Source organism: Streptomyces sp. NPDC026659 (assembly GCF_040638245.1).
GTDB lineage: Bacteria > Actinomycetota > Actinomycetes > Streptomycetales > Streptomycetaceae > Streptomyces.
In genome coordinates this window covers 225,983-246,125 of the sequence record NZ_JBEZXY010000004.1, presented here as the reverse complement: position 1 = coordinate 246,125, position 20,143 = coordinate 225,983, and the positions used below count along the sequence as shown (strand labels likewise).

Sequence of the window (20,143 nt, the reverse complement as noted above, 5' to 3'; positions counted from 1 at the left end):
TATCAGTGAAAGCCGCAACGCACGGTTTGCCCGGCCGACGAGCTTCCGGACGCCCGGATCCTCAGCCGCAGCACCCGATGACGCACAGCGTACGGATGAGACGCACAGCGTACGGATGACTGGCAGGCGTCGGTGGTCCAACATCGTGCCGCTCAGACATTGCGGTGACATCTGAAGACCGCGCCGCATCTTCCTGTTCGCGGCGACGGCCATCCACCTCGCCCCCAGCCTGGGGACACGCGAGAGACGATGGAGATGGAAGGTATTCCCATGCGATCACAGCGCACGAGGCGCCTCGTCGCGATGTCCGCCACCGGCCTGCTGCTGGCCGGAGGAGCCGCGATAGGCACCGCGGGCACCGCCTCTGCAGCCCCGTCCCACAACAACGACCGCAGCTCCTACGGCAGTGACTGGGGCGGCAGGAACCACAACGGCTGGAACAACGGCTGGAACGACAACAACTGGGGCAACAACTGGGGCCGCTACCACCACAACAACTGGTGGAACGACAACGACTGGGGCTGGGGTAACTGGGGCTACGGCCACGGTCACGGCGGCTACGGTCATGGCGGCTATGGTCACGACGGTTACGGTCACGGCGGCTACGGCCATGGTGGCGGGCACGGTGGCTACGGCCACGGTGGCGGCCATGGCGGCGGTCACGGCGGCGGTCACGGTGGCGGCCATGGTGGCGGTCACGGACGCTGACTCACTCACCGCGATCTGAGCGCGATGTGCGGCCCTTCGCGGGGCCGTGCATCGCGCTCGGCGCGTTACAGCCCCGCTTCTGCCAGGAGATAGGCCGTCATCGGGTCGTAGAAGCGAGGGCTCATCACATGGTCGTCGAGCGGCACCGCGACCTGGAGGGTGCCCTCGGACTCGGCGAGGAAGAGCGCCGGGTCGTTGCAGTCGGCGTAGCCCATCGCGTCCACGCCGTGCTGCGCGGCGTAACCGGCCCAGCCGTGATCGGCCACCACGAGATCGGGCAACGGGCGCCCGGCGCGCTCGAGTCCGGTGAGGATGGCGCGCATCGGCTCCCCGGAGTGGGTGTGCCAGAGCGTCGCGCCGTGCTCCAGGACGGCCACGTCCGCGAACTGCATGACGTACCCCTCCTCCGTCGTCAGTCCGTCGGGGATGACGACGATCTCGCAGCCGGCGGCGCGCAGCGCGGCGGCCGTGGCGCGGTGCACGTCGAGCAGCCCGCCGGGGTGCCCGGTCGCGAACAGCACCCGCTGCTCGCTCCCGGCCGCCTTGCGCAGCCGGGCCGCCATGCGGTCCAGCGCGTCCACGGTCAGCTCGGGGTCGATGGTGTCCTGGCCGTAGCGGTGCCCGGGATCGTCGTTCACACCGACGCGTTCGGCCATCACCGCGAGCACGTCCTGCTCGTCGGACCAGCGTTCGCCGAGCTCCAACCCGAGCCAGAAGTTACGGTCTCCGTTGGCGAGCCTGCGGTAGTGGGAGAGGTTGTTCTCGCGGGGCGTGGCGACGTCGCCCGCGATACGTGTTCTCACCAGATGCTCGACCAGCTCGGCGCGGCTGGGTGTCCCGGGTATCGGCATTCCCCCATTGTGGGGCAGCGGGCCGGGTGCCGTCTCCGGCATTCGGCGAGCGCGGGCCTCAGCCGCGGCGCAGCGCGAACCACAACTCCATCCGTACGTCCGGATCGTCCAGATCGGCCCCGAGCAGGGCCGCGCAGCGGGCGATCCGCTGGCGCACGGTGTTGCGGTGGACGCCCAGCGCGACCGCCGTACGGTCCCAACTGCCGTGCAGCGAAAGCCAGGCGCGCAGTGTCTCGGCGAGCGCGGGTCCGGCGGCGAGCGGGGCGAGCAGGGCGCGGGCGTGCGCCTCGGCGTCCGCCGGGGGCACCAGGTCCGCGAGCCCCGGCCGGGCACCGTGCCGCACCAGCGCGGTCCGGGTCGCGCGGGCGCGGGCCAGCGCACGGGCCGCCTGCGCGTCGGCGGCCGGCCAGCCCGCCGGCCCTGCGGGCGCGCTCACCCCGAGCGTCCACCCGGGCTGCGGCTCCGGCTCCCGCCCTCCGGGCACCAGCACCCGTACGACGTCCCGCGCGAGGTCGGTCAGCGGCGAGCCCAGCGCCGCCCCGAGCGCGGCGGCGGCCACGGCATCGGGCGCCCGCCCCTCCGGTCGCGCGTGCACGACGACCCACGGCTCCTCCCGCCCCGGCCGCAGCAACGGCACGACCTCCTCGGCCCCTGCCCCGAGCAGCATCCGCACCAGCGCCGAGGACCGGTCCGCCCCGGCCCCGCTCTGATGCTCCCCGGTCAGCAGCGAGAGCAGCACGGCGGCGACGGACGCGATGGTGTGGTCCCCGGGGGTCCGCCGCGTGGCCGCGACGCCGAGCACGAACCCGCCGCCGGTGCCGAGGGCGTAGGCGGCGAGGTGGGTGCCGCGGTGGGTGTCGGTGGCGGAGGTGGGGGTGGGGCGGGGTGTGGGGGCGGTGCCCGGCTGGGCTTCGGGTGTGCCCGTGGGCCCCTCCGCGTGGGTCTCTCCGCCGGTGGACCGCTCCGCGCGGGCGTCCCCGCCCGTGGACCGCTCCGCGCGGGTGCTCCCACGAGCCGTTCCGGCAGCCGGGCGCTCCCCGCCCTCGCCCTCCGGCGTCGCCGGGCCCGGCAGCGGCCGTACCACCGACGCCAGCCGGTCCAGGGCCTCCCGCGCGCCCGGGGTCGCCGGGACGCGGCCCGCCGTGGCGATCGCCGTGCCGTCGGGGCCGTACAGCACCGCGTGGCCCGAGAGGCGCTGGGCGAGTTGGCGGAGGACGGAGGGGACCGGGTCGGGGCGGGAGGCGGCGGCGGCCAGGCTCTGCTGGGCCTCGGTGACGCGGCGGAGTTCGGCGAGGCGGGCCTGCGCCATCAGCTGCCAGACGGCGCGGGCGATGCCGGAGAACGTCGTGCGCGGGGGCACCTCCAGGAGGGGCAGTCCGTGCGCCTCGCAGGCGGCGACCAGCGCGCGCGGCACCGTGTCGTGCACCGGGGCGAGGCCGAAGCCGAGGGCGGCGCCGCCGGCCGCGACGATCCGGGAGACGTAGTCGTGGAAATACGCCCCCAAGCTCTCGACTTCGCTCGAGCAGGGGGTGCCCCCATCCGAGCCCGCCGCCTCCGGCACGTGCACCCCCGCCGTGAGCAGCAGCTCGCCGCCCAGGAGATAGGGGTACGGGTCCGCCATCTCCGAGGTGTGCGCCCAGTGGATCACCGTGTCCGGGTCCTCGGGGCCCGCGATCTGCCGCAGCCCCAGGTCCTCGCGCGCGAGCAGGGCGGAGAGCGGCACGGGCGGGGTCGGCGGCACGGCCGGGGCGATCGGGTCCGTCATGATGTGCGATTCCTCCGTACCACCCCGTTCGAGTGGATGAAACGTACACTTCGCAGTCGCTTTCCGGCCACCTAATGTCTAGGCGGAACGGCAGCCACGGGTACGGGCGGATGTCCCCGTGAAGCCGCTGCCGTCGCACCCCCACGACACCGCACGACACGCCACCGGACTGCGCGCGAAGGAGGGCCCCGCTCATGGCCGTCGACTACACAGTGATCGTCGTCTATCTCGTCGGAATGCTGGCCATGGGCTGGTGGGGGATGCGCCGGGCCAGGTCGAAGAGCGAGTTCCTGGTGGCGGGCCGCCGCCTGGGCCCCGCGATGTACTCCGGCACCATGGCCGCGATCGTCCTCGGCGGCGCGTCCACCATCGGCGGTGTCGGCCTCGGCTACAAGTACGGCCTCTCCGGCGCCTGGATGGTGTTCGCCATCGGCCTCGGCCTGCTGGCCCTCTCGGTGTTCTTCTCGGCCCGTATCGCCCGCCTGAAGGTCTACACCGTCTCCGAGATGCTGGACCTGCGCTACGGCGGCCGGGCCGGTCTCATCTCCGGCGTGGTCATGTGGGCGTACACCCTCATGCTCGCGGTGACCTCGACCATCGCCTACGCCACGATCTTCGACGTGCTGTTCGACATGAACCGCACCCTCGCGATCGTCCTCGGCGGCTCGATCGTCGTCGCGTACTCCACCCTCGGCGGCATGTGGTCGATCACGCTCACCGACATGGTGCAGTTCGTGGTGAAGACCATCGGCGTCCTGCTCCTGCTGCTGCCCATCGCCGTGGTCAAGGCGGGCGGCTTCTCCGAGATGAAGGCCAAGCTCCCCACCGCGTACTTCGACCCGCTGGGCATCGGCGGCGAGACGATCTTCACCTACGTGCTGATCTACACCTTCGGCATGCTGATCGGCCAGGACATCTGGCAGCGCGTGTTCACCGCCCGCGACGACCGCACCGCCAAGTGGGGCGGCACCGTGGCCGGCACCTACTGTCTGGCCTACGCCGTCGCGGGCTCGGTCATCGGCACCGCCGCCAAGGTCCTCTACCCGAAGCTGGCCAACCCGGACGACGCGTTCGCGACCATCGTCAAGGACGAACTCCCCATCGGCGTACGGGGCCTGGTGCTGGCCGCCGCCCTCGCCGCCGTGATGTCCACCTCCTCCGGCGCGCTGATCGCCTGCGCGACCGTCGCCAACAACGACATCTGGTCGCGGCTGCGCGGCCTGGTCCGCCCGGGTTCCTCTTCGGACGAGCCGCACGACGAGGTCAAGGGCAACCGCGTCTTCATCCTGATCATGGGCCTCGCGGTGATCGGCACCGCCATCGCCCTGAACAACGTGGTCGAGGCGCTGACCGTCGCGTACAACCTCCTCGTCGGCGGTCTGCTCGTGCCCATCCTCGGCGGCCTGCTGTGGAAGCGCGGCACCGTGCAGGGCGCGCTGGCCTCCGTGATCGTCGGCGGCCTCGCGGTGATCGGCCTGATGGCCTCCTACGGCATCCTGGCCAACGAGCCCGTCTACTACGGCCTCCTCGCCTCCCTCGTCGCCTACGTCGTCGTCTCGCTGGCCACCAAGCCCACCGACGAGCGCGTCCTCGCCGTCTGGCGCGACCGCCTCGCCGGGAAGTCCCCCGAACTCGCGTCCGAACCGGTACCGGCTCACCAGTAGAGTCGTACGGAAAGCAGTACATGCGCGACGAAGCGCAGGAAAGAAGGCATTTCACGATGAGCAGCTCCGAGACGCCCCGCGGGCCCGTCGACTCCTCCCGCGTCCCGCGCTACGCGGGCCCCGCGACCTTCGCCCGGCTGCCCCGCCTCGACGAGGTCGGCCGCGCCGACGTCGCCGTGGTCGGCGTGCCGTTCGACTCCGGCGTCTCGTACCGGCCGGGCGCCCGCTTCGGCGGCAACGCCATCCGCGAGGCGTCCCGGCTGCTGCGCCCGTACAACCCCGCGCAGGACGCGTCCCCCTTCGCCCTCGCGCAGGTCGCGGACGGCGGCGACATCGCCGTGAACCCGTTCAACATCAACGAGGCCGTCGAGACGATAGAGGCCGCCGCCGACGACCTGCTCGGCACCGGCGCCCGTCTGATGACCCTGGGCGGCGACCACACCATCGCGCTGCCGCTGCTGCGCTCGGTCGCCAAGAAGCACGGCCCGGTCGCGCTGCTCCACTTCGACGCGCACCTGGACACCTGGGACACGTACTTCGGCGCCGAGTACACCCACGGCACGCCGTTCCGCCGCGCGGTCGAGGAGGGCATCCTCGACACCTCCGCGCTGTCCCACGTGGGCACGCGCGGCCCGCTGTACGGCAAGCAGGACCTCACGGACGACGAGAAGATGGGCTTCGGCATCGTCACCTCGGCGGACGTCTACCGCCGGGGCGCCGACGAGGTCGCCGACCAGCTGCGCCAGCGCATCGGGGACCGCCCGCTGTACATCTCCATCGACATCGACTGCCTCGACCCCGCCCACGCCCCCGGCACCGGCACCCCCGAGGCGGGCGGCATGACCTCCCGCGAGCTGCTGGAGATCCTGCGCGGCCTCGCCTCGTGCAACCTGGTCTCGGCGGACGTGGTCGAGGTCGCCCCGGCGTACGACCACGCCGAGATCACCTCGGTCGCGGCGTCCCACACCGCGTACGAACTCACCACCATCATGAGCCGTCAGATCGCGGCGGCCCGGAAGGACGCGTAACCCCAGTGACGCACGACCACGACCTGGTACTCCGCCCGACCGAGGCACAGACCGAGGCGGCCCTGAATCCCCCGCCCGGCCGCAACGGCGGCGACCTGGTCGTGGAGACACTGGCCGGGCTCGGCGCGACGACCGTCTTCGGCCTGCCCGGCCAGCACGCGCTCGGCATGTTCGACGCCCTGCGCCGCTCCTCGCTGCGCTACATCGGCCTGCGGGTGGAGAACAACGCGGGCTTCGCGGCGGACGCGTACGGCCGGGTCACGGGGGAGGCGGCACCGCTGCTGCTCTCCACCGGTCCGGGCGCGCTGACCTCGCTGGCCGCGCTCCAGGAGGCGGCGTCGGCGTCGGCGCCCGTCCTGGCGATCAGCAGCCAGATCCCGACGGCGGGACTCGGCGGTGGCCGCCACGGCTATCTGCATGAACTCCCGGACCAGTCCGCCTCGTTCCGGGGCGTGGTGAAGTCGGTTCACACGGTGCGCTCGCAGTCGCAGATCCCGTCGGCCATCGCGGAGGCGTGGCGCTCCGCGCTGACGGCCCCGCACGGCCCGGTGTGGGTGGAGATCCCGCAGGACGTGCTCCTGGCGGAGACCTCGCTGCCGGTGGTGACGGCGCCGGACGCGACGCCGGAGGAACTGGTCCCGCGCGTCGAACTCACGGCGGTGGCGGCGGACTTGCTGTCGCGTGCGGAGCGTCCCGCGATCATCGCGGGCGGCGGAGTCGTACGGTCGGACGCCTCGGGCAAGCTGCTTCAGCTGGCGGAGGCGCTTCAGGCCCCCGTGGTGACCACCTTCGGCGGCAAGGGTGCCTTCCCCTGGGAGCACCCGCTGTCCCTCCAATCCTGGCTGGAGGACCGGCACACGACGGACTTCCTGGAGGACGCGGACGTCCTGCTGGTCGTCGGCTCCGGCCTCGGTGAACTCTCCTCGAACTACCACACGTTCAAGCCGCGCGGCCGGGTCGTCCAGATCGAGGCGGACCTCGGCAAACTGGAGTCCAACCACCCGGCACTGGGCATCCACGCGGACGCCCGCCTGGCGCTCCAGGCGCTCCTTGAGACGGTGGAGGAGCGGACGGACGCGACGGCGCCGGAACGGGTCCGTGACGTACTGTCCCGAGTCGCGGCGCGCATCGCTTCCCAGGAACTCACCCTGGAACAGGACGTGTTGGCGTCGGTCCGCAGGGCGCTTCCCGCGGGCTCCCCGTCCTTCTGGGACATGACGATCCTCGCCTACTGGGCCTGGTCCGCCTTCGACCCCCGCGGCGCCAACACCATGCACTCCGCCCAGGGCGCGGGCGGCCTCGGCTACGGCTTCCCCGCCGCCCTCGGCGCGGCGGCGGCCGACCCGGGCCGCCCGGTCCTCGCGGTGTCGGGCGACGGCGGCGCGCTGTACTCCATCGCGGAACTGGCCACGGCCCGGCAGTACGACCTGCCCGTCACCTGGCTGATCGTCGACGACGGCGGCTACGGCATCCTCCGCGAATACATGACGGACGCCTTCGGCGAACCGACGGCCACGGAACTGACCCGCCCGGACTACGTCGCCCTGGCGGAGTCCTTCGGGGTACCGGGCGTCCTGACCTCCGCCGAGACCCTGGAGGCGGACCTGTCGAAGGCGCTGGCCTCGCCGGGGCCTTCGGTGGTCGTGCTTCCGGCTGTGCTGCGGATGTTCGCGCCGACGCATCTGGACTGACCGGTGTAGCGGGAGGCGGGCTCCCGGGGAGTTCCTGAAGGCGCCGGTCGACTGCCACTCCCCAGGGGCGCGGGGAACTGCGCGACCGGCCACGGCGGACCCGCACCCCCACGGCGGGATCCCGCGAAAACACCCTGCGCGACTCGTTGCACCCGGGCGAAAGCGCCCATGCCCGCCCCTCCAGACCGCCTCACGCCCCAGGCCCGTCTCCCGCCACTGACGTCCGCCCGGAACCGCCCCGCAGGAATACCGCGCTGGTGAGCACCCCCAGGAGCACGAGCGCCGAGTTCACCGCGATCGCCGTCTTCAGGCCGGTCAGAACCGCGAGCGTGCCCGTGCCGGTCATGGCGCCGGTGGCGATCGCGCTCATCACCGGGGTGCCCATCGTGATGCCGATCTGCTGGGTCATGGTCGCGAGGCCGGTGGCGAGGCCCTGTTCGCCGTCGGTCAGACCTGACGTGGCGGTCACCATGAAGGCGACGATGACGAGCATGTTGCCGACACCGCCCGCGAAGGTGGCGACGAGCAGCGGCCAGAGCGAGGCGTGAGACGTGCCGAGGCCGAGCAGCGCGGCCGTGAACACCGCCTGGACGACTCCTCCGACGATCAGCGTCCGCCGGCTGCCGATCCGTCCGATGACCCTCGGCGCGAGGGTGCCACCGGCGACCGTGCCGACCCCGAGCACGCCGAAGGACAGTCCGGCGGCCAGCGGGGAGAAGCCGAGCACCTTCTGGAGGTAGAGGGTCAGCAGGAAGACGAGGGAGGTCTCGGTGAGGAAGGCGACGAGACCGGCCAGGTTCCCCCAGGCGACGGTGCGCTTGCGGAGGACGCTCAGCGGGACGAGGGGCTGGGCCACCCGGTGTTCCACGGCACCGAAGACGAGCAGGAGGGCAACTCCCGCGCCGAGGGTGCCCAGTGCGTACGGCGAACCCCAGCCGTGCTCGCCAGCCTGGGTGAGGCCCAGTACTACGGCCAGCAGACCGAGGGTGACGGTGAGGGCGCCGGGGAGGTCCAGCCGGGGGCGCTCACCGCCGTCCCGGGACTCGGCGATGACCGCCGGGGCGATCAGCAGGACCACGAGGGCGACGGGCACGTTGACGAAGAACGCCCACCGCCAGGACAGCAGATCGGTGAGGACGCCGCCGAGGATCGCGCCCGTGGTGAACCCCGCCGACATCAGCGCCCCGTTGAGCCCGAGCGCCTTCTCCCGCAGCGGGCCCTCCGGGAACGAGGTCGTCAGCAGCGACAGCCCCGCCGGAGTCACGGCCGCCGTGGCCAGCCCCTGCAGCACCCGGGCGGCGAGCAGCATCTCGGGGCTGCCCGCGAGACCGCCCGCGAGGGAGGCGACGGCGAGTACGGCGAGGCCCCCGAGGAACAGCCGACGGCGCCCGAAGAGGTCCGCGACGCGGCCGAACAACAGCGTGAAGCCCGCCGCGCAGAGCGCGAACGAGGTCCCGATCCACTGGAGTCGGCCGAGCGGGAAGCCGAGCCCCTGTCCGATCACGGGAAGCGCGACGTTCAGGATCGAGAAGTCCACGGCGAGCATGAACTGCGCGGCGAGGAGGAGGACGAGGACGAGACGGAGGCGGGGGGTGAGGGTGGTGATGGCCGGGGGTGGGGTTTCGGTGAGCGACATGGCGCGGGTTCCCTTCGACGGGGCGGCTGGGCGAAGCCAGGCTCGTCGGCAGGGAAGGGGGCAGCCAGAACCCCGATCCGGGCAGTCACCGGGAGGGTGGTCATGACGTGACCACCCTGAACGGGCGCCATGCGCGCCAACGGCGGCCATCATGGAAACCCCGACCCGTGGAGGCAGCGATGGACGTCCCGTCCGAACTGGGCGACTTCCTCAAGTCCCGTCGCGCCGCCCTGCGTCCGGAGGAGGTGGGCCTCACCCCGCTCCCGACCCGCCGCCGGGTCACCGGGCTGCGCCGCGAGGAACTCGCCATGCTGTCCGGCGTGAGCATCACCCACTACACCCGCCTGGAACAGGGCCGCGCGGCGGGCGCCTCCGACTCCGTACTGGAGGCGATCGCCCGCACACTGCGCCTCACGGATGACGAAACGGCCCACCTGAAGGCACTGGCCCGCCCGGTACGGTCCCGTACGGCGCCGTCCCACCGGGAACAAGCGAGCCCGTCCGTACGCCAGTTGCTCGCATCGATGCGGGAGATCCCGGCCTTGGCCCTGGACCGCCGCAACGACATCCTGGCCTGGAACGCGCTGGGCCACGCCCTCCTGGCCCCCCACCTCCCCGTGCGGGCACCGGAGTTGCCCGCCGACCGCCCCAACCTGACCCGCATGCTCTTCCTGGACCCCGACTATCGCGGCCTGTACCGCGACTGGCCCTCAGAGGCCGTCCTCGCGGTGGCCTCCCTGCGTCAGGTGGCGGCCCGCCACCCCGACGACCCCGGCCTGACCGACCTGGTGGGCCACCTCACCATCAACTCGCCCGACTTCACGACCCACTGGAACCGCCACCCGGTCCGCACATGCACCTCAGGCACGAAGCGCCTGCGCCACCGCGTGGCGGGTGACGTGGACCTGGCCTTCGAGACCCTGACGTTGTCTTCTCCTGAGGGGCAGCGCCTGATCACCTACACGGCCGAACCGGGGTCGGCCTCGGAAGCGGGGCTGCGGGGCTTGCTGGAAGCGACAGCGTCCGGCCAGGGGCTTGCGGTGGCCCGATAGAGCGGATGTGCCGAGCCTCCGCCAGGCTTCACGGGAGACGGGGAATCAGAGGCAGCCACGCGGAGAGTTCCCCGCGCACCGGGGCATCCGAGGGCAGCACATCCACGATCCTCTGCAACGGAGTCAGCAAGTTCTTCGCATACCGCAGGCGCAGCATCCGTTCCTTGGGAAGGGTCCGCCAGTCGACCGATTCGGCGGACAGCTCCTCCCGCGATTTCCCGATTCCCTGGTAAACCGTCTCGCACAGTTGGGCGGCATCGCGCATCTCATCGCCCGGCAACGGGCCGAACTCCCGAATCGCGTAGACCCGAAGGTTGACCTCATCGGCCAGTGACTTGACCGGGTCGAAGCCGGAGGACGCGCTCTTCCGGCGGCAGGCCGTCATTCCCAGACGTACCCACCGAAGCCGGGTCTCGATGTCCTGGCTCTCGTCACGCATCCGGCCGACCGCCAGATCGCGCAGTGCCTCCCATGTTTGCCAGGCGGTGGAATCGGCGGCGAGTACGGCCATGTGCTCCAACTCCTCCACGGTCCTGCTGGAGAGGTCGATCGCGCCCAGGCCTGCCATGGCCGGGTCCGGTTGCTCACTCGAGGAAGATGATCCCGGCACGCTCGAACGCGTCCTTTCCGGTCTGCAGGCTTTCCAGTGAGGGTTTGTAATGCCCGCTGTTGTTGTTTATTTCCATTCCGAAGTAGCTTCCGTCGCCACCGGCGATCTCGGCTTCGCCCGCGGATTGCACGGGGCCGCCTCGGGTGAGGACGGGATGTTTGAGTTCAATACCGTCAACGTGTTTCGGGATGACCAGGAGTTCACCATTCTGGTCCACTGCCCACTTGACAGTTCCCGAATTGATTGCCTCGTCAAACCCGGCGCCCCCCACTCTCAGTGGGGTCACTCCCAGCCGTTCCGCGTCGGCCAGCTCTCTTCTCAGCTCCCCTGGCAGCTGGTTCTCGTAATGCGGGGCAAGACCGAGTGGGTCCGTGATGCGAGCGGGGTTCGGTACGTACGTCGCTGGGTTCGGAGCCGCCCAGAGCCCCAGCGGGTCGGCTGAAAGATAGCGCGCCGTCTCCGGATCATAATGCCGAAAATAGTTGTAATGCAGCCCCGTCTCGGGGTCGTAATACTGCCCAGGGAAGCGCAACGGTGTGTACGCCGTGCTGTTCGCTGCCCAAGCCGTCGTCCCCCACAGCGTGCTGCGGGTGCGCCACGCGATCTCGCCCTGTTCGTCGACCAGTTCGTTGGGGGTGCCGACCAGGTCGGTGACGATGGCGAAGAAGCGGGAGTCGATCTCGGATTGGGGGGCGTCCGCCGCGGTGATGCGTTCGGTCTGGGACAGGGGGCGCAGGCCCTGGTGGTCCCAGGTGAGGGTGACCGGGTGGGGGAGGTCCGCCGAGGTCGTGGTCTGTTCGCAGAGGGTCGTTCCGTCCCAGGTGAAGGTCACCTCTTCCAGGACGGTTTCGCCGTTGGACGCCAGGCGGAGTTTCGCCGTGCGGCGGCCCAGGGGGTCGTAGGTGTAGCGCCAGCGGGTGCCGTCGGGAGTCACGACCGAGGCCAGGCGGTCCTCGGAGTCCCACGTGTAGCGCCAGGTGTCCGGCATGCGGGACAGACGGGTCTTCTGGCGGAGCACGATGCGGCCCAGCGCGTCGTGCTCGTAGCGGACGCCGCCCGCGCGGGTGATGCGGGTGCCGCTGTACGAGCGCGGGCCGAGCGCTTCCGCGCCGGGGTGGTTCGCGGGCCAGGCCGCCTCCGTCTGGTTGCCCGCCTCGTCGTAGGCGTACCGCTCCGTCCAGCCGGCCGCGTGCACCGCCGTCACCCGGCCCGTCGCGTCCAGGTCGAAGCGGCGGGTGCCGGAGAGGAGGTCGTCGATGCCTGTGACGTTGCCGTCGGGGCGGTAGGTGTAGGAACGGTGCTGGATCGTCTCCCCGTCGGCGCCGGTCACCGACTGTGCGGTCAGACGGCCGAGCGCGTCGAAGGCGTGGTCCAGCGAGACCGCTCCGCCCACCTGACGGGAGAGTTCCCGGCCCGCCTCGTCGTAGGTGAAGTCGATCGCCCGGCCCGAGGCCACCATGCCGGTCCGGCGGCCCGCCGCGTCGTACGACCAGGTGGTCGTGGCGCCCGTGGGCGTGGTGCGGCCGGTGCGGCGGCCCAGTGTGTCGTGGGTGTACGTGACCGTCCGGCCGTCGACGGTCTCCGTGCGGAGACGGCCGTGGCGGTCGCGCAGCAGCTCGACCATGCTGCCGTCCGGGCCGGTGGCGTGGGCGAGTTGGTCGGTGAAGTCGTAGGCGTACGTCGTGACCGCGCCCGCCGCGTCCTTGGCGGTGACCCGGCCCAGGGCGTCGCGTTCGAAGGTGATCCGCGTGCCGAGGGCATCGGTGCGGCCGGTCAGGCGGCCCGCCGCGTCGTACGTGTAGGTCAGCGCGCGGTCGTCGAAGTCCGTCTCCGATACCAGCCGCCCGACCGCGTCGTACGAGTAACTCCACGTCAGACCCTGCGGGTTGGTGACCTCCGTGAGGCGCAGCTCGGCGTCGTGGCCGAAGGTGTAGCGCACCCCGTCCGGTCCCGTGCGGGCCGCCAGGAGGTCGAAGTGGGTGTACTCGAAGCGCGAGACACCGCCCAGGTAATCGGTGTGCGTGACGCGGTTGCCCTCGCCGTCGTACGTCCACGACTCCGTCGTGCCGTCCGGCGCCGTGCGGCGGGCGAGCTGCCCCTCCACGGTCCACTCCAGGCACGTGGTCGCCCCGGTGGGATCGGTGATCGCCACGGGGCGGCCGAAGGCATCCCGGGTGTAGCGGGTGATCGCGCCGAGCGGGTCGGTCACCTCGACGGGGAGGCCCGCGCGGTCGCAGCGGACGGTCGTGGTGTGCCCGAGCGGATCGGTCACGGACGAGAGGTGACCGGCCTCCGTGTAGGTGAAGCGGGTCTCCCCGGCCGCCGGGTCCGTGACGGAGACGCGGTTGCCCCGCTCGTCGTAGGTGCGGTGCCGGGTGATGCCGTCGGTGCCGGTGATCCGGACCGGCAGTCCGTGGCCGTCGTACTCGGCGCGGGCCTCGCGGCCGTCGGGGCGTACGACGGCGACGAGGTCGCCCGTGTTGTCGTAGCGGCGGCGCGTGGTGTGGCCGAGCGGGTCGGTCACGGAGAGCAGACGGTTGTGGCGGTCGCGGGTGAAGTGGGTGGCGGCGCCGAGCGGGTCGATCTCCGTCACGACCTGGCCGTGGGCGTTGATCAGATAGCGGCGGGTGTGGCCCTCGCCGGTGACGGTGGTGGTGACGCGATGACCGGTCGCCGGGTCGGTCTCGTCGTACGACAGGCGCAGGCTCATGTGCCCGTGCGAGCCGCCCTCCTCCACGCAGCGGTCCTGGTCGTCGTAGACGTACGTGTACGAGCGGTCGTTGGTGTCGGTCCAGGAGGTGACCCGGGCCGACTCGTCGTAGGTGAACCGCAGGGGCAGGCCGGAGGAGTTGACGACCTCGGTCAGATGGCCCCCGGCGGAGTAGCCGTAGCGCTTGACCTCCTGGTCCGTGCCGTCCGGGGCCGCGCCGGCGAGGTGCAGGGCGGTGACGCGTCCCGCTCCCACCGTCACCTTCAGACGGTGGCCGCCGGACGAGGCGATCGCGAGCGGCGTCCCCTCGGCGTCGTACTCGAAGGCGATCCAGTTGCCGTTGCGGTCGTCGATCTGCTCGATCACGGCCCGCCCGTCGCCCTGGTCGGCGAAGTGCCACACGCGGCCGGAGCGGGGGTTGGTGACGGTGTAGCCGCCGCCCACCCGGTCCAGCGGCCAGCGGCGGCTGCCGTGGTCGGGCAGCGTCGGGGCGCCGGGGCCCGGGTGGGGGTAGCTCAGGAGCAGGCCGTCCTCGGTGACGAAGACGACGCCCTCGGCGTCGACGGCCAGATGCTGGTCGAGGGTGGAGGCCCAGGACGGACCGAACCAGCGACCGAGGTGGTAACCGGACTCCACGCGCCGGGTGAAGACCAGCGGCAGCGCGCCGGGCAGGGTGAGGTCGGTCTGCGGCAGGTACATCTTGCCGGTGACCAGGTCGACCGGGTCGGTGTTGTCGTCCTGGACCTTGTTCCTCGGGTTCTCCGCCGCGCCCTCGGGGTCCTTGCTCGCGGCCTGGCGGGCGGCACTGCGTGCGTCTCCGGCCGCGGCCCCTTCCCCGCCGCGCAACCCGGCTCCCATGCCGTCAAGTTCGGTCGGTAGCAGGCGGGTGCCGGGAACGGCGACCCCGTCCAGCAGGGCGCCGAAGCCGCCCGCCTCCCCGGCCGCTCTCACGACAGCTCCTCCGCCACCGAGGGCACCGCCGAACGCCATCCCGGTCAGCGCGGAGTCGCTCGCCTCGTCGAGGCTGAACCCCTTGCTCTCCCCGGTGGAGATGGCGACGGGCTGGGCGACGGCCAGATCAACGGTGACCGACTCGATGCCGCCGATCGCGGCGGTGGCCAGGGTGGTGCCCGCGATCGTGGCGACCTCGGTGGAGACGGCGACGCCCAGGGTTCCGGCGAGTTCGACGACGGAGGCGGTGGCCGCAGCAGCGGCGGCCTCGGAGATGCCGGCGGTGAAGATGGCGAGCGCGGTGCCCGCGACGATGGTCGCGCCGACGATCTCCAGCTCGTGTTCCAGGTGCTTGACCGCCTTGTGGACGGCGTCGGCGTACTTGTCGAGCGCCTTGGCCATGTCCCGGGCCCCGTCGGCCATGTCCTTCAGCCAGCCGTGGCCGCCGTGGTAGTAGTGCCGCCAGTAGGGGTCGTCGAAGGCGGAGATCGCGACGCCCTTGTTGTTCTCGATGATGCCGCGCGCCGATTTGTTCGCCGCGGCGGCGATGTCGTCCAGGTCGTCGGCGAAGTCCCGCCAGGCCTTGGCCGCGTCCCGCAGCCCGTCCTCGTCGGCGTCCGGCCACCACATGCCGGTGAGATCCTGGACGATCTCCTTCGCCTTGTCGGCCGCGCTCACCTGGCCGGGCCCCCGTCGCCGTGCTGGTCCTTGATGTGGACCCTGCTGAACATGGAGCGGACGAGTTCATCGTTCTCTATGTGGCCGTCCGCCATGTCGCTCATCGCGTCGTGGATGCTGGCGAGGCCCTCGGAGAGGACCGACGCGGCGTGCTCGATCTTCGTCACGAGTGGCCCGTACGCCTGGTGGAACTCGTGCCCCTGCTTGTCGTCGCCCCAGGGCGAACCGGCGGCCCCGAGAGTCGTCTTGAGCTTGGTGAGGGCCTTGGCGAGGTCCTGGCTGTGCGTGTGGAAATGCGGAGCGGTTCTCTTCAGGTCATCGGTCTTGATGTCGAGTATCTTGCCGTCTCCGTCTGCGCCGCTCATGGTGCCGCTCCCGTTCCCTCCGTCGGCTCATCAACCCGAAGACCCTAGTTCGGAGGCGCCGTTCGCAATCGGAAGCAACATCAAGTACCAGCAAAGAACCCGTCAGGATCGGGCAAGCTGTGAGAAGAAGTCGCCCGTATCGGAACGCCTTCCGTGCAACTTTCGCGCACGTGCGCTAGTCAACTGATGCATGACTTCCCGGACTCCACGTCGTACCGGAGCGCTCGCCGCCGCGGTCGGCGCTGCGTTGCTCATACCAGCCGTGGCGGCCACTCCGGCCTCCGCGGCCTCGGCCGTCAGTTGTACGTCGGCCAAGGCGGGGCTGGCGGACAGGCTGACGAAGGACATCACCGCGGCGCTCGCGAAGCGGAAGGGTTCCGTGGCGCTCGGTGTGTACGACCGCTCGACCGGTACCACCTGCACGCTGCGGGCGACCAGTGCGTACGACTCGGCCAGTACCGTCAAGGTCACCGTGCTCGCCACGCTGCTCTGGGACGCCAAGAAGCACAACCGGTATCTGACGAGCACCGAGAGCACGCTCGCCAAGGCGATGATCACGCAGTCGGACAACACCGCCACCAGCAAGCTGTGGAAGCAGCTCGGCCTGACCAGGATCAAGGGCTTCCTGGCGGCCGCCGGGATGACCAAAACCACGCCGGGGGCGAACGGTTACTGGGGCCTGACCCAGATCAACGTCACCGACGAGCAGAAGCTGCTCAAGCTCGTCACCGCCAAGAACAGTGTGCTGAGCGACAGTTCCCGTGCCTACATCCTCAAGCTGATGGGCCAGGTCGTCTCCTCCCAGCGCTGGGGCACCCCGGCCGGCGCCCCCTCCACGGTCGCCGTGCACGTCAAGAACGGCTGGCTCCAGCGCGCGACCCACGGCTGGCGCGTCCACAGCCTCGGCACCTTCAACGGCGCCGGTCACGACTACATGATCACCGTCCTCACCCAGGACAACAGCACCATGGACTACGGCGTCACCACCATCCAGACCGTCGCCAAGGCCATCCACAAGGACCTCGTCCCGACAGCCGCCAAGTCCGCCGTCTACGTCCCGACCACCACCCCCCGCGAGGCCTTCGTGGCCACACCGCCGCAGGGCTGACACCCCTCATGGGCCCGGTCTCCTTCTCCGAGGAGCCGGGCCCGTACTCTGCCCCCGTGACCACGACGGCCGCGATTCTCGCCCAGTTCGACCGCTGCGCCGACGACGCCGTCTTCCCCGACCCGGACAACGGCTACTACCAGCCGGTCGACGCCCGCATGTCCCTCTTCCACGGCGCGGGCAGCTGGGCCATGGTCGTGGAACTGCTCGGCTACGTCCCCCGCGCCCGCCGACTCACGGACGTACTCCACGTCTTCGGCAACTGTCTCACCAGCGGCGAACCCGGCTTCGGCGACGACGACTTCCTCGACCGCGTCGAGAACATCCCGGACCTCACCGAGAACGGGGACGGCCGCACCTGGCGCGGCGGAGGCTGCGTCCGCGTACGAGGCCGGGATCTGCCCCTCGCCGAACCGGCCGCCGCCGGTACGCCCCTCGTCGACGTACTCCGCTCCCTCGTACCCACCGCCCGCCCCCTCTTCCTCGCCGACGACCGCGAACTCCGCGCCAGGCTCCCTGCCGACCTCCCCCTCGTCCTCCAGCTCGACGCCTGGACCCACCCCACCGACCTCGGCGACACCCTCCCCGGCGACCACGAGACCTTCCGCCGGATCGCCGAAGTCCTCGCCACCGGCGACCCCCGCCACTACCGGCCCACCACACCCCCGAACACCCACTGGTCGTCCTGGCCGGACGCCGGGACGCTGTGAAGTCCATGACCCGCCCAGGAAGCCGAGCAACCAGGAAGTCGAGCAACCGGCAAGTGAACGTCCGCCGCCCCATCGCCCCCCTCCCCGCCCGGCTTCTCGCCACCGTCCCCGCCCCGCTCGGCCCCGCCGCCGACGTGCCGCAGGTGCTGCCGTCGCCCGGAGGCGGGCTCCTCGTGCAGCGAGGGGACGCCGAAGTGGTCGCCGTCGAGCTGGGCCCGCGCCACGACCGCCCGCGCGAGGTCCGCTTCCCCGCGCCCTGGCCGCGTTCCTACGGCTCCGTGACCGTGTCGCCCGAGCGGGACGTGGCCGTGTTCGCCGGGCTGCACGCGGTGCGGGCCGTGGAGGCGAGCGGGGTCGTCCGGTGGGAGGTGCGGCACGGCTGCTGGGCCGGTTGCGCCCAGGCGCACGGGGCGTTCGACGCATACGCCCACGACGAGAAACACCTCTACGCCGACAGCGGCTCCGTGGCCTTCAACGCGGACGGCACGCTCCTCTGGGCCCACGTCCCGGGCCCGCTGGACGGATCGCGGGAGGCCGAGGAGTGCTGGGCGGTGCTCGACGCCTCCGACGGCAGGGTCCTGGGGCAGGTCGTCACCGGCACCGTCGCCTCCGCCTCCGCGCACACCCCGCACCCCGATCCCGCGCGGATGACTCTCAGCGTGGGCGAGGGCGAAGAAGGCTCGCCCGTGCTGTACGGACGCTGGGACGGGCGTCGGCTCGCCGTGGAGCGGATCGGGGACGAGCGGGTTCTCGCCGCAGTCAGCCCGTCCGGCGAGCGTCTCGTGACCGTCCCCGTGGGGCAGTGGTCCCTCTCCCTCCACCGGGCGGCGGACGCCTCGAACGTGGAGAAGAAGCTGGACGCGCTGGATGTCCTGCCCCCGCATCCGAACCTCGGCGCCGGTCAACACCAGCGGCCGTACTGGGACTTCGACGCCGCCTTCCTCACCGACGCCACCCTCCTCGCCGGAACATCAGAGTCCGACGCCCCCCACGGCCCGCCCCGCCACTGGCTCGTGGACACGCCCGGCATGATCCTGCGGGGCGAGATCTCCTACCCTCTGCCCGTCTCCGGCCCACCTCGGCCGGCGGGCGGCGGCACCTGGTCCACCCTCGCCAACGACCGCACGACCACGCACCTTTGGGACCTGGCGCCCACCCCCCCTACCGTGACCCCCATGACCCCGCGCAAGAGAACCCGCCCCGTCCTCTCCGCAACCCTCGCCGCCGCCTTCTGCCTCGCGGCCCCCGGCGCGGCCGACGCCAACTCCCCGGGCACACACGCCTGTTCCCCCGTCGTCACCCTCGACCGCTTCTCCGACGCCCTCGACAAGACCACGTACGACGGCGGTTACGTCGGCAACCTCTCCGCCCTCGCCGTGGACCGCGACGGATCGCTCGCCGCGCTCGCGGACCGGTCCACGCTGTTCCGGCTGGACGCGAAGACCCTGCGGCCCACCGAGGCGCTGCCGCTCGCCGACGAGAGCGGGAAGGAGCTGGACTCCGAGGGGCTCGTCGTGGACCGGGACGGTACGCGGCTGGTCAGCTCCGAGACCGAGCCGTCCGTGCGGCGGTACTCGCGCACCGGGAAGCTCCTGGAGCGGCTGCCCGTGCCCGAAAACCTGCGCGTCGCCCCCGCCGGGCGTGCCACCGCCAACCAGACCTTCGAGGGGCTGACCCTCCTGCCCGGCGGCCACACCCTGCTCGCGTCGATGGAGTACGCGCTCGCCGGGGACGACCCCGGCACCGTCCGCTTCCAGACGTGGACGCGGGAGCACGGGAGGTTCCGGCTCGGGGCGCAGTACGCGTACCGCACGGACAGCCCGGAACTCGGTGTGCCCGAGGTGCGGGCCACCCCCGACGGCCGCCTCCTCGTGCTGGAGCGCGGATTCACGGCGGGCGTCGGGAACACCGTCCGGCTCCAGCTGGCCGACCCGCGCCACGCCACGGACACGTCACGCGTCGAGCACCTCACCGGACAGCCCGGCGTACGCCTCCTGCGCAAGACCCCGCTCGCGGACATCGCCGACTGCCCCACGCTCGGCGCGACCGCCCGCCAGCCCCAGCCCAACCCGCTGCTCGACAACATCGAGGGCATGACGGTCACCGGGCGGGACGGAACGGGCCGGCTGAAGGTGCTCCTGGTGAGCGACGACAACCAGAACCCGGCGCAGACGACCCGCCTCTACTACCTCCGGGTGCGGACCTTCGTGTAAAGCCGCTACGACTCGCTGAGGCTCCCGTCCGGATTCCAGTCGTCCGGGATCTCCGACGACAGCCCGAGCGCGCGGGCGCGGTCCATGATGTGGCGGCGGATCGTGTCGTGCGGGTCGCGGCGGCCCCGGCCGACCGCGTGGATCGCGCGGCGCAGATCCTCCGCGCCGTGCAGGTCCGCCGGGCGGACGGGGTAGCCGCCGTCCGGCAGCGCCCAGCCCTCGGCGGCGCTGTGGCGCCGGGCGGCGGCGTCCAGGTCGGCGGCGTCCGGTGTGTCGATGTTGCCCTTGTCCATGCGTGCGCCTCCAGCGGTACTCCGGCGGGTGGGTCTCCGCGCCGCGACGCATTCCGGCACGGATGACGCATTCCAGCACGGATGAGGACACCCTGCCCGGCGGGCGCCAC

At 71.7% G+C, this 20,143-nt stretch carries 15 protein-coding genes; 8 read left to right on the top strand and 7 right to left on the bottom strand.

The window, feature by feature from the left end; translation table 11 throughout:
* Positions 1-270: 270 nt before the first annotated feature.
* Positions 271-708: a hypothetical protein gene (locus tag AB0E91_RS13170; RefSeq protein WP_361779634.1), complete on the top strand. Its 438-nt coding sequence runs from the start codon at positions 271-273 to the stop codon at positions 706-708.
* A 65-nt stretch (positions 709-773) separates the two neighbouring features.
* On the opposite strand, the gene AB0E91_RS13165 is transcribed toward AB0E91_RS13170, so the two are convergent.
* Together AB0E91_RS13165 and AB0E91_RS13160 are read right to left on the bottom strand one after the other, a co-directional pair.
* Positions 774-1,559, bottom strand: a complete 786-nt coding sequence (locus AB0E91_RS13165) for a phosphatase (RefSeq protein ID WP_361779631.1) — start codon at positions 1,557-1,559, stop codon at positions 774-776.
* A gap of 58 nt (positions 1,560-1,617) precedes the next feature.
* The gene (locus AB0E91_RS13160; RefSeq protein WP_361779628.1) at positions 1,618-3,324 is read right to left on the bottom strand and encodes a helix-turn-helix domain-containing protein; all 1,707 of its coding nucleotides are present in this window, start codon (positions 3,322-3,324) and stop codon (positions 1,618-1,620) included.
* A 194-nt stretch (positions 3,325-3,518) separates the two neighbouring features.
* Between AB0E91_RS13160 and AB0E91_RS13155 the strand changes: the two genes are divergently transcribed.
* The 3 genes from AB0E91_RS13155 to AB0E91_RS13145 are packed head-to-tail and all read left to right on the top strand — an operon-like array spanning position 3,519 to position 7,707.
* The gene (locus AB0E91_RS13155) at positions 3,519-4,988 is read left to right on the top strand and encodes a sodium:solute symporter (RefSeq protein ID WP_361779625.1); all 1,470 of its coding nucleotides are present in this window, start codon (positions 3,519-3,521) and stop codon (positions 4,986-4,988) included.
* A 56-nt stretch (positions 4,989-5,044) separates the two neighbouring features.
* Positions 5,045-6,016 (top strand): agmatinase, encoded by a 972-nt coding sequence (gene speB, locus AB0E91_RS13150; RefSeq protein WP_161181206.1) that lies wholly within the window; start codon positions 5,045-5,047, stop codon positions 6,014-6,016.
* Between the two features lie 5 nt (positions 6,017-6,021).
* A complete protein-coding gene (locus AB0E91_RS13145) occupies positions 6,022-7,707 on the top strand; it encodes a thiamine pyrophosphate-binding protein (protein WP_361779621.1) in 1,686 nt (561 codons plus the stop codon).
* 190 nt (positions 7,708-7,897) lie between these two features.
* Here AB0E91_RS13145 and AB0E91_RS13140 read toward each other — a convergent pair whose 3' ends face one another.
* The gene (locus AB0E91_RS13140) at positions 7,898-9,343 is read right to left on the bottom strand and encodes an MFS transporter (RefSeq protein WP_361779618.1); all 1,446 of its coding nucleotides are present in this window, start codon (positions 9,341-9,343) and stop codon (positions 7,898-7,900) included.
* Between the two features lie 179 nt (positions 9,344-9,522).
* On the opposite strand from AB0E91_RS13140, the gene AB0E91_RS13135 reads away from it, so the two are divergent.
* Positions 9,523-10,395 carry a helix-turn-helix transcriptional regulator gene (locus AB0E91_RS13135; protein WP_361779615.1) on the top strand — a complete coding sequence of 291 codons (873 nt, stop codon included), beginning with the start codon at positions 9,523-9,525 and terminating at the stop codon, positions 10,393-10,395.
* 28 nt (positions 10,396-10,423) lie between these two features.
* On the opposite strand, the gene AB0E91_RS13130 is transcribed toward AB0E91_RS13135, so the two are convergent.
* The 3 genes from AB0E91_RS13130 to AB0E91_RS13120 are packed head-to-tail and all read right to left on the bottom strand — an operon-like array spanning position 10,424 to position 15,709.
* Positions 10,424-10,963: a hypothetical protein gene (locus AB0E91_RS13130; protein ID WP_361779612.1), complete on the bottom strand. Its 540-nt coding sequence runs from the start codon at positions 10,961-10,963 to the stop codon at positions 10,424-10,426.
* Between the two features lie 16 nt (positions 10,964-10,979).
* Complete coding sequence (locus tag AB0E91_RS13125) at positions 10,980-15,344, bottom strand: DUF6531 domain-containing protein (protein WP_361779610.1); 4,365 nt, start codon at positions 15,342-15,344, stop codon at positions 10,980-10,982.
* Positions 15,341-15,709 (bottom strand): hypothetical protein, encoded by a 369-nt coding sequence (locus AB0E91_RS13120; protein ID WP_361779607.1) that lies wholly within the window; start codon positions 15,707-15,709, stop codon positions 15,341-15,343. The genes AB0E91_RS13125 and AB0E91_RS13120 overlap by 4 nt, the downstream gene beginning before the upstream one ends.
* A 190-nt stretch (positions 15,710-15,899) precedes the next feature.
* Here AB0E91_RS13120 and AB0E91_RS13115 point away from each other — a divergent pair, with 190 nt between their 5' ends.
* The 3 genes from AB0E91_RS13115 to AB0E91_RS13105 all read left to right on the top strand — a co-directional run bounded on the left by AB0E91_RS13115 (position 15,900) and on the right by AB0E91_RS13105 (position 19,740).
* Positions 15,900-16,817 (top strand): serine hydrolase, encoded by a 918-nt coding sequence (locus AB0E91_RS13115; RefSeq protein ID WP_361779604.1) that lies wholly within the window; start codon positions 15,900-15,902, stop codon positions 16,815-16,817.
* 56 nt (positions 16,818-16,873) lie between these two features.
* The gene (locus AB0E91_RS13110) at positions 16,874-17,527 is read left to right on the top strand and encodes a hypothetical protein (protein ID WP_361779601.1); all 654 of its coding nucleotides are present in this window, start codon (positions 16,874-16,876) and stop codon (positions 17,525-17,527) included.
* A 1,175-nt stretch (positions 17,528-18,702) separates the two neighbouring features.
* Positions 18,703-19,740: an esterase-like activity of phytase family protein gene (locus AB0E91_RS13105; protein WP_361780130.1), complete on the top strand. Its 1,038-nt coding sequence runs from the start codon at positions 18,703-18,705 to the stop codon at positions 19,738-19,740.
* A gap of 5 nt (positions 19,741-19,745) precedes the next feature.
* Here AB0E91_RS13105 and AB0E91_RS13100 read toward each other — a convergent pair whose 3' ends face one another.
* Entirely contained in the window at positions 19,746-20,033 is a 288-nt protein-coding gene (locus tag AB0E91_RS13100; protein ID WP_161181198.1) for a hypothetical protein, read from the bottom strand.
* Between the last annotated feature and the right edge of the window lie 110 nt (positions 20,034-20,143).

Bases quoted from the DNA above. Each gene is read 5' to 3' on its own strand.
- AB0E91_RS13120 (WP_361779607.1), bottom strand. From the start codon at position 15,709: ATGAGCGGCGCAGACGGAGACGGCAAGATACTCGACATCAAGACCGAT.
- AB0E91_RS13165 (WP_361779631.1), bottom strand. From the start codon at position 1,559: ATGCCGATACCCGGGACACCCAGCCGCGCCGAGCTGGTCGAGCATCTG.
- AB0E91_RS13140 (WP_361779618.1), bottom strand. From the start codon at position 9,343: ATGTCGCTCACCGAAACCCCACCCCCGGCCATCACCACCCTCACCCCC.
- AB0E91_RS13170 (WP_361779634.1), top strand. From the start codon at position 271: ATGCGATCACAGCGCACGAGGCGCCTCGTCGCGATGTCCGCCACCGGC.
- AB0E91_RS13155 (WP_361779625.1), top strand. From the start codon at position 3,519: ATGGCCGTCGACTACACAGTGATCGTCGTCTATCTCGTCGGAATGCTG.
- AB0E91_RS13100 (WP_161181198.1), bottom strand. From the start codon at position 20,033: ATGGACAAGGGCAACATCGACACACCGGACGCCGCCGACCTGGACGCC.
- AB0E91_RS13160 (WP_361779628.1), bottom strand. From the start codon at position 3,324: ATGACGGACCCGATCGCCCCGGCCGTGCCGCCGACCCCGCCCGTGCCG.
- AB0E91_RS13135 (WP_361779615.1), top strand. From the start codon at position 9,523: ATGGACGTCCCGTCCGAACTGGGCGACTTCCTCAAGTCCCGTCGCGCC.
- AB0E91_RS13115 (WP_361779604.1), top strand. From the start codon at position 15,900: ATGACTTCCCGGACTCCACGTCGTACCGGAGCGCTCGCCGCCGCGGTC.
- AB0E91_RS13130 (WP_361779612.1), bottom strand. From the start codon at position 10,963: ATGGCAGGCCTGGGCGCGATCGACCTCTCCAGCAGGACCGTGGAGGAG.
- AB0E91_RS13105 (WP_361780130.1), top strand. From the start codon at position 18,703: ATGACCCCGCGCAAGAGAACCCGCCCCGTCCTCTCCGCAACCCTCGCC.
- speB (WP_161181206.1), top strand. From the start codon at position 5,045: ATGAGCAGCTCCGAGACGCCCCGCGGGCCCGTCGACTCCTCCCGCGTC.